The sequence below is a fragment of the Janthinobacterium sp. PSPC3-1 genome (assembly GCF_049896105.1).
Taxonomy (GTDB): domain Bacteria; phylum Pseudomonadota; class Gammaproteobacteria; order Burkholderiales; family Burkholderiaceae_D; genus Janthinobacterium.
In genome coordinates, this window is sequence record NZ_JAFCTQ010000021.1 from 22485 (window position 1) to 37225 (window position 14741).

Here is a 14741-nt window from a genome sequence, read left to right on the forward strand (position 1 = left end):
GCGAAGTGGTTAAAATCCCGGCCTGGCGTCAGCGTTTTGTGACGTCGTCCCCGACATTTCCTGTATCGATACCGCGCAATGGCGCTATTTTAAATGAATCTGCCCGAAATCAATACGTCTCTTTTCAAACGCCTCCGATTTATCCTCGTCGAGACCAGCCGTTCCGGCAATATCGGCGCCGTCGCGCGGGCCATGAAAACGATGGGCTTTTCCGACCTGGTGCTGGTCAACCCGCGCTTTGCCGACGCCCTGAGCGACCCGGAAGCGGTGGCCTTTGCCAGCGGCGCGCAGGATATCCTGGCCCGCGCGCGCATCGTCGGCTCGATCGCCGAGGCGCTGGAAGGCTGCAACTACGCGGCCGCCGTCTCGGCCCGCCTGCGCGAATTTTCGCCGCCGGTGATCGCGCCGCGCGCGATCGCGGCCCAGCTGGCCGCCGGCACCGAGCTGCATGCGGCCGTGATTTTCGGCAATGAGCGTTTTGGTTTGCCCAACGAGATCGTCGAGCAGTGCAATGTGCTGATCAATATCCCGGCCAACCCCGAGTATTCCTCGCTGAACCTGTCGCAGGCGGCGCAGGTGATCGCCTACGAGTGCCGCGTGGCCGCGCTGGGAGATGAACAAGTCGCAAGTCCCATCGGTTTCCATGGCGACGCGGCCAGCCTGGCCCAGGTCGACGGCATGTATGCGCATTTGCAGGAAGCGCTGGTGGCCATCGATTTCCTCGACGCCGACAATCCGAAAAAGCTGATGCCGCGCTTGAAACGGCTGTTTTCGCGCACCGGGCTGGAAACGGAAGAAGTCAATATCCTGCGCGGCATCGCCCGCCATATCCTGGTGATGGCGAAAAAGCCGCGATGATCGAAACGCGGCTGTTGCGCCAGTTTATCGCGGTGGCCGAAGAACTCAATTTTCGGCGCGCCGCCGAACGGCTGCACATGGCCCAGCCGCCGCTGTCGCAGGCGATCCTGCGGCTGGAACAACAGCTCGGCTATCCGGTATTTGAACGCAGCAACCGCAAGGTCGGCCTGACGGCCGCCGGCACGGCTTTTCTCGCCACCGCCAGGCAGGTACTCGCCACCCTGGAGAGTGGCGTGGCCGAAACGCGGCGCGTGGCGCAGGGCAGCGCCGGACACTTGCGGCTGGGCTTTATCCAGGTCACCCCGTATGCCCACGTGCTGGACGCCTTGCGCCAGTTCCGTGCCGATTTTCCGGATGTGCACTTGAGCTTGCGCGAAGCGTCGACCCAAGAACTGGTGGAGCTGCTCGAAGCGGGCCAGCTCGATGTCGCGCTGCTGCGCGCACCGGGGCGCAGCACGCCGGCGCTCGCCTTTGAACGCTTGTCCGGCGAAGCGATCATGGCGGCGCTGCCGGCCGGCCACCGGCTGGCGGGGCGGCCGGCGGTGGCTTTATCGGCGCTCCAGGAGGAAGACTTTGTCGCTTCGCCGCGCGCGCTGGGCCAGGGCTTTCACGACCAGCTGGCCAGCCTGTGCCTGCATGCCGGTTTCGTGCCGCAGGTGGTGCAGCGGGCCAGGCGCTTGCAAACGGTGGCCGGCCTGGTGGCGGCCGGCTTTGGCGTGGCGCTGCTGCCGGCCAGCCTGGCGGCCACGCTGCCCATCGGCGCCGTGATGCTGCCCTTGATCACCGATGCGCCCGAGCAACTGGTGCGGCTGGACCTGTCTGTGGCGTGGAACGCACGGCAGGCCTTGCCGGTGCGCGAGCGGCTGCTGGCACAGCTGCGCCTGTCCGCCGGCGAACAACAAGACTTTTGACGTCTCAATCCGAGACAAACAAGATATTTTACAGAAAGTATGGCAGGTGCCAGCATGGTGGTTTCGCATCAAGGAGCCATCATGCCCATTGCCATCTACCTGCTGTCGCTGTGCAGCTTTGCCTTCGGCTTGTCCGAGTTTATCGCCGCCGGACTGTTGTCCGGCATGGCGCGCGAGCTGCACGCCAGCGTGGCGGCGACCGGTGGCGCGATTGCCGCCTATGCGCTGGGCGCGGCCATCGGCGCGCCGATCCTGACGGCGCTGCTGGCGTGCCGGTCCGACCGGCGTGTATTGGCCGCCACCATGCTGGTGCTGGCGGTGGGCAGCGTCGGCATGGCCGCTGCGCCGGGCTTGACCAGCTTGCTGTTGCTGCGCTTCCTGGTCGGCCTGGCGCATGGCGTGTTCATGGCGGTGGCCTCGAACGCCGCCACCAGGCTGGTCGAACCGTCGCGCTCGGGGCGGGCGCTGGCCCTTGTGTGGCTGGGACTGACCCTGGCGCTCGCTTGCGGCGTGCCGATGGGCACCTGGCTGGGAGAACTCTGGTCGTGGCGCGCCGTGTTTGCCGCCATCGCCGTGCTGGCGCTGGCCGGGAGCGTGGGCTTGCAGTTGGCCATGCCGAAGACAAGTCCACCGGCGCCGACCTTGTCCGCGCTGGCCAGCCTGCGCGCCCTGTTGCAGCCGGCCTTGCTGCTGGCGGCCGGTATCGCGGCGCTCGTCAGCGTGGCCACCTTCAGCTTTTTTACCTATATTTCGCCGTTTTTGCTGCAGGTGAGCGGGCTGGACGCCAACTGGCTGGGCGCCGCCATGCTCAGTTTTGGCGTGTGCGCCATCGGCGGCAACCTGCTCGGTGGCCGCCTTGCCGATGGCTTGCAGGCGCGCGGCTGGACCTTGTTGGCGCTGGCCGCGCTGGCGCTCAATCTGCCGGGCTTTTATATTCTGCGCGCCCAGCCTTGGGCGATGCTGGCCCTGTGCGGCAGCCTGGGCCTGCTGTTCTTTGCCATCGTCACCCTGTCGACCATGCGGCTGCTGCGCCTGGCCCGCCAGCTCAATCCCGGTGTGGCGGCGGTGGCGGCGGGCCTGAATATCGCCTCCTTCAACTTGGGCACGGCGGCCGGCGGGCTGCTCGGCGGCGTGCTGATCGCCGGCTGGGGCCTGCCCTTCATCAGCCTGGGCGGCATGGCGGCGGCGCTGCTGGCGATGCTGCTGCTGTGGCGTACACCTGCTGCGCACGAGTTAGACCCGGCGCTCTAGTTTTTGCGCGCGTTAGCCCTTGCTCCTGGCGTACACTGGCCGCAAAAAACAGGTCATGACAGGAGACGCAACACCATGCGACGCAGATCGTTTTTCAAGCTGGGCCTGCTGGGCGCGTGCACCGTGGCGGCCGGCGGCGCCGTGTATCGGCTGGCGCGCGGGCCGGCGCCCTTGCGCCGGTTCGAACTCGACGGCGAGGCGCGCGCGGCGCTGGCCGCCATCGTGCCGGCCATGCTGGGCGGCGCCTTGCCGCCGGGCGCAGCGGCACTGGCGCGCGCCATCGACGGCGTGCGCACGGCGATCCACGGCTTGCCGCTGGTCCAGCAAGGCGAGGTGCGGGATCTGTTCGGCCTGCTGGCGCTGGCGCCCGCGCGCCGTTTTGTCGCCGGCGTCACGGCTGGCTGGCGTGACGCCGATCCGCGCCAGGTGGCGGCATTCCTGCAAGACTGGCGTTTTCACCGCTTTGCCACCTTGCAGACGGCTTACCTGGCCTTGCACGACCTGATCCTGGGCGCCTGGTATGCCGACAGCGCCAGCTGGGCCGCCATCGGCTATCCCGGGCCGTTGCCCGAATTGTCATGAAGGCGCCAGCATGAGTTCACCGATACCCGATCCGATCACGGCAGGCCTGGCCGCCGGCTGGCGCGTCACCGACGCTTCCACCCTGCACGTAGACCGCACGCTGGAGGCCGACGTGGTGATCATCGGCAGCGGCGCCGGTGGCGGCATCACGGCCGAACTGCTGGCGCGCGCCGGCCTGAGCGTATTGATCGTCGAAGAGGGCGGCTTGAAGTCCTCGACAGACTTCAAGATGCGCGAAGCCGACGCCTACCCTGCGCTGTACCAGGAGTCCGCTGCCCGCAAGACGCGCGACAAGGCGATCAATATTTTGCAGGGCCGCACCGTGGGCGGTTCGACCACCGTCAACTGGACCTCGAGCTTTCGCACCCCGCCCGCCACCCTGGCGCACTGGCAGCGCCATCACGGCCTGGCCGGCTATACGGAAGCGTCGATGGCGCCGTGGTTCGAGATGGTCGAGCGGCGCCTGCAGGTCGGCGACTGGCCCGTGCCGCCGAACGAAAACAACGATTTATTACGGCGCGGCGCGCGGCAGCTGGGCATACCGACGGCCGCCATACGGCGCAATGTGAACGGCTGCTGGAACCTCGGCTATTGCGGCATGGGCTGTCCCACCAATGCCAAGCAGTCGATGCTGGTGACCACCATTCCTGCCGCGCTGGCGCTGGGGGCTCACTTGCTTACCCATGCGCGCGCCGAGCGTTTCATCTTGCAGGGCGAGCGCATCGCCAGCCTGCAGGTGACCGCCCTCGATGCGGCCGGCCAGACGCCCACCGGCGTCAAGCTGACGTTGCGCGCCAGGCACTACGTGCTGGCCGGCGGCGCCATCAATACACCGGCGCTGCTGCTGCGCTCGAACGCACCCGACCCGGACAAGCTGCTGGGCCGGCGCACCTTCCTGCACCCCACGGTGATTTCCGCCGCCCTGTTCGCGCAACGGGTCGACGCCTATGCCGGCGCGCCGCAAACGATCTATTCCGATCATTTCCTGGGTGTCGACGCCATCGATGGGCCCATCGGCTACAAGCTCGAAGCGCCGCCCCTGCATCCGCTGCTGATGGCCACCACCATGGGCGGCTTTGGCGACGAACACGCGCAGACCATGCGCCAGTTTCCGCACGCGCATGGCTTGCTGGCGCTGCTGCGCGACGGTTTTCACGAGCAGGCGGCGGGCGGCGCGGTCAGCCTCGACAGCCATGGCAACCCCGTGCTCGATTATCCGCTCACGCCGTTCATCTGGGACGGCGTGCGCCGCGCGCTGCTGTCCATGGCCGAGATCCAGTTCGCCGCCGGCGCGCGCAGCGTCTATCCAGTGCATGAAATGGCGCGCCATTACACCAGCTGGGCGCAGGCGCGCCAGGCCATCGACGGCTTGCCTTTCCAGCCGCTGCTGGCGCGCGTGGTGTCGGCCCATGTGATGGGCGGCTGCGCCATGTCCGACGATGAACGCCTCGGCGTGTGCGATGCGCAAGGGCGCTACCGGGGCCTGGCGAATCTGTCGGTGCATGACGGTTCGCTGTTTCCCACTTCGATCGGCGCCAATCCGCAGTTGTCGATCTACGCGCTGGCCGCGCGCCTGGCCAGCGGCCTGGCGCAAGAGCTGACGGGCAAGGCCGCACCCGGCTTCGCTACCGGGGCGCCGGCATGATCGCGCGCGCCCTGCGCTGGCTGATGCTGCTGCAAGTGCTGGCGGTGCCGGGCCTGGCCTGGCTGCTGTGGCAGGCCGGCGTGCGCCAGGCCGGGGTGGCGCTGCTGCTGGGCATGCTCGGCGTGCTGCTGCTGCGCGCGCTGATCGTGGCGCGCAATTTCTGGCATAGCCGGCGCATTGCGGGTGGCGCGGCGCCACCACGGCTGGGCGCAGGGGCGGCGGCGCGCCTGTTCGTGGGCGAGCTGGGCGCCAATCTGCGCACCTCGTCGTGGGGCATGCTGCGCCCGCGCCTGAGCGTGCCGGCCGCGCCGGGGCGCAACAGCTTGCCGGTGCTGCTGATCCACGGTTATGTGTGCAACCGGGGCTTCTGGGCGCCGTTGAGCGCCCAGCTGGCGCAGGCCGGCGTGGTGCATGGCGCGGTCGACCTGGAGCCGGTCAACGCCGGCATCGACGATGTGGTGCCGCTGGTGGCGCAGGCGATCGGGGAACTGCTGGCGCAGGCCGGCGCCGGGCAGGTGGTGATCGTCGCGCACAGCATGGGTGGCCTGGTGGCGCGCGCGTATCTGCGCCGGCATGGCGGCGCGCAGGTGGCGCGCGTGATCACCCTGGGCACGCCGCACCACGGCACGGCACTGGCCAACCTGGCGGTGGGCAGCAATGCGCGCCAGATGAGCCGGCCCGGCGGCCGGCCGAACGTCTGGCTGGCGCAACTGGACGCCGACGAATCGCCGCGGACACGCGCGCTCTTTACCTCGATTTACTCGCAGCACGACAATATCGTCGCGCCGCAGGACTCGGCGCGGCTGCCCGGCGCGCGCAATAGCGCGTATGCCGGCCTGGGCCATGTGGCGCTGGCCTCGGACCCGCGCGTGCTGCGCCAGGTACTGTCAGAAATCACTATCGTTTCCGAAGTCGGCGCGGCGGCTTTTGCGCATTATTAATGCTGAGTTCGCCAGTCTTTTATCAAGCTGACAAGGGTGTCGTTTTTGACGCCTTTGTTGCCCATTTTTAATAGCTTGCCCCTCACAAAAGCCTGTTGTCCAGTGGCTACCTGGTTTAAGCTGGCAGCTGTCGCGCACGGTGCTCGTGCGGCTGGCGGACGAGCAGGCATGTGGTGAAAGCGCTGCCTGCCGATTTATACTGAGAATGGCGACGCCGTATTGTAGGATGGGCAGGAAGGCTTGGGCGTGGATGTGCGCTGGAACGCACAGAGCACCGGCCAGGTTACGTGTATAAGGGTATACGGGTGTTTATAGTGAAAGTCATTTTTGGTGGGAGTGCTAATTGTCCGCACGAATCCTGATTATTGAAGATAACGCCACCAATATGGAATTGATGGTGTATCTGCTGCGCGCCTTCGGCTACACGCCGCTGGCCGCCTACGATGGCGAAGAGGGCGTGCGCATGGCGCGCAGCGAAGTGCCCGACCTCATCATCTGCGATGTCCACCTGCCCAAGCTCGATGGCTATGGCGTGGTGGCCGAACTGAAGAAGGACCCGGTGCTGCGCAAGATTCCCGCGCTGGCCGTCACCGCGCTGGCGATGGTGGGCGACCGCGAGCGCCTGCTCGAAGCGGGCTTCAACGGCTATATCGGCAAACCGATCGAACCCGACCTGTTCGTGGCGGAGCTAGAATCTTTTTTACCCGGGGCGCCGTCGACGCCAGCTAAAAACGACATCTGCACTATCCTGATCGTTGACGATCATGTGCTCAACCGCGAGTTCCTGACGGCGCTGCTGGGCTACAGCGGCCACCGCCTGCTGGAAGCGGCGAATGGCGTCGAGGGGCTCGACATCATGCGCACCGAGCGGCCCGACCTGATCATCTCCGACATCCTGATGCCCAATATGGATGGCTACGAATTCGTCACGCGCGTGCATGAAAACCCCGTGCTGGCCGACGTGCCCATCATTTTTTACACGGCCACCTACCGCGAACAGGAAGCCATCCTGCTGGCGCAAGCCTGCGGCGTGCGCTGGGTGCTGCCGAAACCGTCCGACCCCGAAGTGATCGTGCGCACCGTCAACGAAGCGCTGGGCCTGGTGGTGCCGGCTGGCCAGGCCGGCGCCAGGCCGCGCGCGGCCGGCGCGCCCGAGACAAACAAGCTGTCCGGCATCGAACAGCATGTCAGCGGCTACCTCGACGAACTCGAATCGAGCCGCCAGCAGATCTCGCAGCTGGCCGGCGATGGCGCGGCGCCGGTGCCGGAAGACCTGGCGATCATGACCGAGCGCCTGTCGCGTTCATTGTCCAGCCTGCAGGCGGTCAGCCTGCGCCTGACGGCCCTGATCGAGCTGGGCATGGACCTGGGTGCCGAGCGCGATCCGCGTGCGCTGATCGAGGCCGGCTGCAAGGTGGCGCAGAATATCTGTGTGGCCCGCTATGCCTGCATCGGCGTGCTGGAGGAGGGCGCCGACAAGCTCAGCTATTTTTCCTCGTGCGGCACCGAAAAGAACATCGAGCAGATCGCCACCACGCCGCGCGTGGGCGTGCTGTCGCGCTTGCTGGAACAGCAGCAACCGCACCGCGTCAATGGCCTCAAGGGCGACCCCGCCGCGCTGGGCCTGCCCGCCACGCATCCGTCCGTGCACTCCTTCCTGGGCGTGGCGATCGCCTCGCGCGAGCGCGTGCACGGCTGGCTGTACCTGGTCGACAAGCTCGGCGCGCACGAGTTTTCCGAAGTCGACGAGCGCGTCGCCGCCACGGTTGCCGCGCAGATCGCGGTGGCCTATGACAACTTGCTGCTGTACGACGAAATCAAGCGCCACCACGAACAGCTGACGCTCGACATGGCGGCCCGCATCCGCCTCGACGAAGACCTGCGCCGCTTCCGCCTGGCGATGGATGCCACCGCCGACGCCATCTTCCTGGTCGACCGCGCCGGCGCCTGCTTCGTCGACGTCAACCAGACGGCCTGCCGCATGCTGGGTTTCGAGCGCGAAGACTTCCTGCAGGTGGGCCCGGGCCGCGCCCACGACGGCCAGTCGCAGCTCGACGAGCTGTATGAAAAACTGCTGGCCGGCGACCAGGGCGCGCCGATGGCCGAGCTGCAGCTGCACCGCAAGGACGGCTCGCCCCTGTCGGTCGAAGTGCAGCGGCGCACCCTGCGCTCGGGCCAGAGCTGGATACTGGTGGCGGTGGCGCGCGATATCACCGAACGCAAGGAGGCCGAGCAGCGCCTGTTGAAACTGGCCCATTTCGACACCCTGACCGGCCTGCCCAACCGCAGCCAGTTCTACGACTCGCTGACCCATGCGCTGGCCCAGGCGCAGGAACACCAGTGGTCGGTGGCGGTGCTGTTTCTCGACGTCGACCGCTTCAAGAACGTCAACGACACGCTGGGCCATACCTTGGGGGACGAGCTGCTGCGCCAGTTTTCCAGCCGCCTGGTCGACAGCCTGCGCGTGCGCGACACCATCGGCCGCTTCGGCGGCGACGAGTTCGCCGCCATCCTGATCCTGCCCGACGGCGCCCAGCATTCGGTAGGCGTGGTCGACAAGATCCGCGAAGCGATGCGCAAGCCGTTCGATCTGCAGGGCCATGAAGTGACGGTCACGGCCAGCATCGGCATCGCCGTCTATCCCGACGACGCGACGGACGCCGACACGCTGATCCAGTATGCGGACACGGCCATGTACCGCGCCAAGGAAGCGGGGCGTGACGCCTTCCGCTTCTTCACGGCCGAAATGAACGCCCAGTCGATGGCCCGCCTGGACATGGAAAACGCGCTGCGGCGCGCCATCGACAACGAAGAATTCGTGCTGTTCTTCCAGCCCAAGGTGCATATTGGTTCCGGCAGGGTCAGCGGCGCCGAGGTGCTGATACGCTGGCGCCGGCCCGGCCACGGCATGGTGTCGCCGGCCGTCTTCATTCCGCTGCTCGAAGAAACAGGACTGATCGTGCGGGTCGGCAACTGGGTGCTGGACCAGGCCTGCCGCAAGATCGCCGAATGGTGTTCCAGCAGCATCGGCCCGGTGCACCTGTCGGTGAATGTGTCGGGCATCCAGTTCTTCGTCGGCGGGTTGGAAGAGGAAGTGCTGCGGGCCATCCGCAAGCACGATATCGCCCCCGATCTGCTGGAGCTGGAGCTGACGGAAAGTTCCCTGATGTCGAACGCCGAGGAAACCATTGCCGTGCTGAGCAACCTGAAGGCGCTGGGGATTCAGATTTCCATCGACGATTTCGGCACCGGCTACTCCAGCCTGGCCTATCTGAAACGCTTTCCGATCGACAAGCTCAAGATCGATATCGCCTTTGTGCGCGAAGTGACCAGCAACCCCGACGACGCCGCCATCGTGCTGGCCATTATCAGCATGGCCCACAGCATGAAGCTGCAGGTGATCGCCGAAGGCGTGGAAAACGATGCCCAGCTGGCCTATTTGCGTCGCCACGGCTGCGATGAAATGCAGGGCTATTATTTCAGCCGCCCGGTGGCGCAGGAAGAATTCGAACAGATGCTGATGGGTGGCAAGCTGCTGCAGGCGCCGCGCGACGCCGGCAACGAAGAGCAGCAGACCCTCCTGATCGTCGACGACGACGTCTTCATGCTCGATGTGCTGAGCGACTTCCTGGCCCAGGACGGCTACCGCATCCTGACCGCCCAGACGGCGGCCGAAGGCTTCGACATCCTGGCGCGCCACCAGGTGCAGGTGATTCTGTGCGACCAGTGCATGCCGGCCATGAGCGGCACCGAATTCATGGAGCGGGTCAAGCACCTGTGCCCCGACACCTTCCGCATCATGCTGTCAGCCTATGCCGACCTGACCCCCATCATGGCGGCCATCAACCGTGGCGCCGTCGACCGCTTCTATACCAAGCCCTGGAAGGGCGCCGTGCTGCGCGAAAACATCCGCGAAGGCTTCCGCCTGCATGGCCTGCTGCACGGCCCGGTACAAGCGGCCGCCTGATCTTCCGTTTTCTGGGTGTGCTGGCGCACCGAGCGCCACATTTAGACACCCACGTCTATTTTTGACCTCTAGAATCAAGCGCAAGGATGACCATCACAGGGGAGCGGGCAATGACGAAAAAATTCAAGCAGGAGTTGGCGCAAGATACTTCCGACGCCATGCAGGCCTCGGCGCGGCAGATCTGGCAAGCCAGCCTGGGCGCGTTTGCGCGCGCGCAGGAGGAGGGCGGGCGCATGCTGGCCAGCCTGGCCCATGACGGCCCGGCACTGCCGCCGGACCAGGACGCGGTATCCTTGATGGGCGGCGCCGCGCACGACCGCCTGGAACAGGTGTTCGAGGAGCGCGTGGCGCGCGCCCTGGCCGCCATTGGCGTGCCGAGCCAGGCCGAGCTGGCGGCGCTGCGCGCGCAGGTGGCGCAACTGCAGCAACAGGTGGCCGCGCTGTCGGCCGGCGCCGTCAAGCCGGCCAAAAAAGTATCTGCCAAGAAAAAGGTAGCACCGGCCGGCAAGCAGCTCAAGTAGGCTGCCGGCCCGGCGCGGGGTGTTTCACCGGGGCTATCTTCGGTGGTATGCTTGGGGCAGAACAAAGAGAGATTGCCCGCCATGCTACAAAAAGCACCACGCCGTACCCGCGAACGCATCCTGGAATTGTCGCTGCGCCTGTTTAACGAGTTTGGTGAACCGAATATCACCACCACGGTGATTGCGGAAGAGATGAATATCTCGCCCGGCAACCTGTACTACCACTTCCGCAACAAGGACGATATCGTCAATTCGATCTTCGTCCAGTTCGAGGCGGAGATCGAACGCATACTCACCGTGCCCAGCGGCCGCCGCTCGAATATCGAGGATGTCTGGCTGTATCTGCACCTGATGTTCGAACTGATCTGGCGCTACCGCTTCTTCTACCGCGACCTGAACGACTTGCTGTCGCGCAACCGCAAGCTGGAACTGCATTTCAAGTTGATCCTCGCGCACAAGATCAAGGTGGCCACCCAGCTGTGCGAAGACTTGCGCAGCGAGCAATCCCTGGTCGCCTCGGACATGGAAATCGGCGCCATGGCGACCAATATGGTGGTGGTCGCCACCTACTGGCTGTCGTATGAATACGTGCGCAATCCGCGCAAGTACAGCGAGCAGCAATCGATGTCCGATGCGCTGGCGCGCGGCTGCTACCAGGTGCTGTCGCTGATCGGCCCCTACCTGCGCGATGAAACCCATCTGCTGTTCCGTAAGCTGTCGGAAGAATACCTGACTACACTGCAAGACGGTGGGCGGCTGACCGACAGCGCGATTTGATCAAGGAGACCGTGATGGCCTGGAAAAAATTTCCGTATCCCGACAATGCTTATGTCTACACCCCCTTGTCGCTGGAAGCGGCCTGGCAGCGCCTGCATGCAAGCGATGCCGAGCCGTTTCCCGCGCAGGCGGCGCTGGTGCAGGCCTGGATCGCCTACCATGCCGGCGACTTCGAGCGCGCGGCCAGGCTGGGCCTGGCGGTGGGCGTGCCCGGCTACAGCGTGGCGCACAAGGCGACCTGCATGCACGCCACCCACCTGGAGCTCGACGAGGGCACCAGGCTGGCGCTGTTCGAGGAAGTGGCCGAGCGCTGCGAACGCCAGCAGGCCGAGCAGCCGGACAACCCGGCCGGCTTTTACTGGCATGCCTACAGCCTGGGCCGCTATGCGCTGGGTATTTCGGTGGTCAAGGCGCTGGCCCAGGGCATGGGCGCCAAGGTGCGCAACAGCCTGAACCGTACCGTGACCCTGGCGCCGCTGCATGCCGATGCGCATATTGCCTTCGGCATCTACCACACGGAAATCATCGACAAGGTGGGCGCCATGATAGGCTCGCTCAGCTATGGCGCCAGCAAGGACGACGGCTACCAGCACTTCAGGACGGCGCTGGCCCTGAATCCCGCCTCGGCCTCGGCGCGCAGCGAATATGCGCGCGCCTTGAACATGCTTGAGGGGAATAAAAAACTGGCGGAAGTGATGGCCTTGTATGAACAGGCCGCCGAGTGCGTGGCGGTCGATGCGAAGGAGCGCCTCGAAGTCGAGGCTGCGATTGATGAACTGAAGAAATGAGGGTCCTGTGATCAAGGCTTTATGTGTGTACTGTGGCGCCAATGCCGGCGTCACGCCCCAATATGCGGTGGCGGCGCGCGAACTGGCGCGCGTGCTGGTGTCGGAAAATATCGCGCTCGTGTATGGCGGCGGCAATGTGGGCCTGATGGGCGTGATTGCCGATGAGGTGCTGCGCCTGGGCGGCGAAGTGACGGGCGTGATCCCGACCGCGCTGGTGGAACGCGAAGTGGGCCATACCGGCCTGACGCGCCAGTTCGTGGTGAAGGACATGCATGAACGCAAGGCGATGATGGCCAGCCTGTCCGACGCCTTTATCGCCATGCCGGGCGGCTACGGCACCCTGGAAGAGCTGTTTGAAATGCTGACCTGGGCCCAGCTGGGCATCCATGCCAAGCCGATCGGCCTGTTGAATGTCGACCATTTTTATGATGGCCTGATCAGCTTTGTGCAAAACGGCCGCGAGCAGGGCTTCGTGCGGCCGCAGCACGCCGCCTTCCTCAATGCCGATTCCGATCCGGCCGCGCTGGTGCAGCGCCTGAAAGACTGCGCGCCCTGACTCTGGCGGCACCGCCGCTTCATGGGTTTCGGCAACCTGGTATCGGCGCGTGGCAGGATGGCGGGTCGGGATACCACTGGCCGTAAAAAAAGCCGCGTGTCGCGGTAATGCCGTTTAGTTAGTGTCCCTACGCTCCCAGTAAACCGGATTAAAACCCCAGTCGCCCGCACAGGCCGACCGGGCCAAGCGAGCCTGAAAAATGTCGAGGGCAAGGCGCAGTGACGAAGACAGTACGCATGTACGGCGAGGAGCTGCAACGCCGCCATCGGCATTTTCTCAGGTTCGCGACTCTGCCCGCCATTTTTACGTTTGTACGCCTTACGCATTGACATGCGTCGGACAGCTGAGCTGAACGGCATTAGTACGTCGCGGCTTTTTTCATGACCACAGCCGCTGGCCGGAAATATCGAGCTGGGTCAGGTACAGGCGCACGTCGAATTCATACTGGTGGTACTGCGGTTCCATATACGTGCACAGCTTGTAGAAGGCCTTGTCGTGCTGCTTTTCCTTGACGTGCGCCAGTTCATGCACGGCGATCATGCGCAAAAATTCCAGCGGCACTTCCTTGAACATGGTGGCCACGCGGATTTCATGCTTGGCCTTCAGCTTGCCGCCTTGCACCCTTGAAATCGACGTATGCAGGCCCAGCGCATGCTGGATCACATGGATCTTGCTGTCGAACGCGACTTTGTTGATGGGTTCGGCATTGCGCAGGAATTCATTCTTCAAGTCTTGCACGTACTGGTACAGCGCCTTGTCGTTGCGCACGTCGTGCGCTTGCGGATAGCGCTTTTTCAGCACCTCGCCCAGCTTGTCCTGGGCGATCAGTTGCTGTACTTGCGAGAGCGTTTGCTCGGAATAGGCGCTCAGGTATTTCAGGGCAGGCATCGGGAGGAGGGGGCGGATCGGTCGAGGCGAGAATGTACCACACTGTGCTGGCCGTCACAGCGCCGGCCTTCCCGCCCATGCCGGCGCCGCCCCCGGCGTCAGCTTTCGTCCTCGTCCTTGCCACCTTGCCGGTTCGATTTCTGCGCCGCCTTGCCGCGGCTATCGCTGTCGCGGTTGGCCGATTGGCGGCTTTCGCCGCCTTTGCGGCCGATCTCGGCCATGTGCTCGCGGTTGCGGCTGACGGCCTCGCCCCCTTTTTGTCCGGCCCGGCGTGCTTCTTCCGAGTCGAATTCGTGGGCCGTGCCTTTCTGGTGCGCGGCCTGGCCGCCCTTGCTGGCGATTTCGCGCTGCTGTGCTTCGCTCATGGCGGCGAAGCCCCGCTTGCCGCTGCCTTTCTGGCTGGCCTGGCCTTCGCTTTTCTGGCTGCTGCCGGTGCTCTTGCCTTGCTCGTTGCCTTGGTCACTGCCTTGGTTGGTAGCCATGCTGTTCTCCTCGCTGTCGGTGCCTGCTGGTATGGTTGGGATGGTGGGGCGGCTCAGTGGGCCTGGTCCTGCCTGCCGGCGGCTTCCGGCTGGCGGCCCGTGCCATCGCTGTGGGCGCCCACATGCATATTGGCGATCATCTCGCGCTGGCGCCGCGTGGCTTTTTCGGTTTCTTCGGCGGTTTTGCGCACCAGTTCGTCGGCAAAGGCGACGGCGGTGCGGCTCGCTTCGGGCAAGTGGGCTTCGGCCGTGCGGTTCATTTCGACATTGGCGTCGGCCATCAGGTGGGACAGTTTCTGCTGGTACTGGCGCAGCTTGTCGGAACCGGGCTGCAGATGGCTGGCCGCCAGCGACATGGCTTCACTGCCGCCGCGCGCCGTCAGGATGCGCTGGTTGGCGGTGGCTGCCTCCTCGAGCAGTTCCTGCGCCAGGCGCATGTTCAATTCGTTGAGGCGCAGTGCCGTGTCGAACATCTTGCGCGAGAGTTCGGTGACAAAGTTGAGCTGGGCATCCAGGTGGGCTTGCAGGGCGGGGCTGATACTGTTTGTGAACATGTTCTACCTCGATAAAGACT

14 protein-coding genes are annotated in these 14741 nt (G+C 65.2%); 11 read left to right on the forward strand and 3 right to left on the reverse strand.

Annotation, left to right across the window (positions count from 1 at the left end; all coding sequences use genetic code 11):
• The first annotated feature begins 93 nt into the window (after nt 1–93).
• From ACP7B7_RS20245 to ACP7B7_RS20295, 11 genes are all read left to right on the forward strand, one after another.
• On the forward strand, nt 94–858 hold the full coding sequence (locus tag ACP7B7_RS20245; RefSeq protein ID WP_426077856.1) for an RNA methyltransferase: 765 nt from the start codon (nt 94–96) through the stop codon (nt 856–858).
• Nucleotides 855–1769: a LysR substrate-binding domain-containing protein gene (locus ACP7B7_RS20250; protein WP_426077857.1), complete on the forward strand. Its 915-nt coding sequence runs from the start codon at nt 855–857 to the stop codon at nt 1767–1769. The genes ACP7B7_RS20245 and ACP7B7_RS20250 overlap by 4 nt, the downstream gene beginning before the upstream one ends.
• 81 nt (nt 1770–1850) lie before the next feature.
• The gene (locus ACP7B7_RS20255) at nt 1851–3020 is read left to right on the forward strand and encodes an MFS transporter (protein WP_426077858.1); all 1170 of its coding nucleotides are present in this window, start codon (nt 1851–1853) and stop codon (nt 3018–3020) included.
• 75 nt (nt 3021–3095) lie between these two features.
• On the forward strand, nt 3096–3602 hold the full coding sequence (locus tag ACP7B7_RS20260) for a hypothetical protein (protein WP_426077859.1): 507 nt from the start codon (nt 3096–3098) through the stop codon (nt 3600–3602).
• 10 nt (nt 3603–3612) lie between these two features.
• Complete coding sequence (locus tag ACP7B7_RS20265) at nt 3613–5247, forward strand: GMC family oxidoreductase N-terminal domain-containing protein (protein WP_426077860.1); 1635 nt, start codon at nt 3613–3615, stop codon at nt 5245–5247.
• Nucleotides 5244–6188, forward strand: a complete 945-nt coding sequence (locus ACP7B7_RS20270) for an esterase/lipase family protein (protein WP_426077861.1) — start codon at nt 5244–5246, stop codon at nt 6186–6188. Before ACP7B7_RS20265 ends, ACP7B7_RS20270 begins: the two co-directional genes overlap by 4 nt.
• A 343-nt stretch (nt 6189–6531) precedes the next feature.
• Nucleotides 6532–10155, forward strand: coding sequence for an EAL domain-containing protein (locus ACP7B7_RS20275; protein WP_426077862.1), 3624 nt, complete (start codon nt 6532–6534; stop codon nt 10153–10155).
• A gap of 110 nt (nt 10156–10265) precedes the next feature.
• Nucleotides 10266–10676, forward strand: coding sequence for a phasin family protein (locus ACP7B7_RS20280; RefSeq protein WP_426077863.1), 411 nt, complete (start codon nt 10266–10268; stop codon nt 10674–10676).
• 81 nt (nt 10677–10757) lie between these two features.
• Entirely contained in the window at nt 10758–11453 is a 696-nt protein-coding gene (locus tag ACP7B7_RS20285; RefSeq protein WP_308922218.1) for a TetR/AcrR family transcriptional regulator, read from the forward strand.
• A gap of 14 nt (nt 11454–11467) precedes the next feature.
• Complete coding sequence (locus tag ACP7B7_RS20290; protein ID WP_426077864.1) at nt 11468–12241, forward strand: hypothetical protein; 774 nt, start codon at nt 11468–11470, stop codon at nt 12239–12241.
• A gap of 10 nt (nt 12242–12251) precedes the next feature.
• The gene (locus ACP7B7_RS20295) at nt 12252–12797 is read left to right on the forward strand and encodes a TIGR00730 family Rossman fold protein (RefSeq protein ID WP_426077902.1); all 546 of its coding nucleotides are present in this window, start codon (nt 12252–12254) and stop codon (nt 12795–12797) included.
• A gap of 378 nt (nt 12798–13175) precedes the next feature.
• Here ACP7B7_RS20295 and ACP7B7_RS20300 read toward each other — a convergent pair whose 3' ends face one another.
• The 3 genes from ACP7B7_RS20300 to ACP7B7_RS20310 form a co-directional block, all read right to left on the reverse strand.
• On the reverse strand, nt 13176–13685 hold the full coding sequence (locus tag ACP7B7_RS20300; RefSeq protein ID WP_308922216.1) for a YgjP-like metallopeptidase domain-containing protein: 510 nt from the start codon (nt 13683–13685) through the stop codon (nt 13176–13178).
• A 98-nt stretch (nt 13686–13783) separates the two neighbouring features.
• Nucleotides 13784–14167, reverse strand: coding sequence for a KGG domain-containing protein (locus ACP7B7_RS20305; RefSeq protein WP_308922215.1), 384 nt, complete (start codon nt 14165–14167; stop codon nt 13784–13786).
• A 53-nt stretch (nt 14168–14220) separates the two neighbouring features.
• A complete protein-coding gene (locus tag ACP7B7_RS20310) occupies nt 14221–14721 on the reverse strand; it encodes a phasin family protein (protein ID WP_308922214.1) in 501 nt (166 codons plus the stop codon).
• Nucleotides 14722–14741 lie beyond the last annotated feature (20 nt).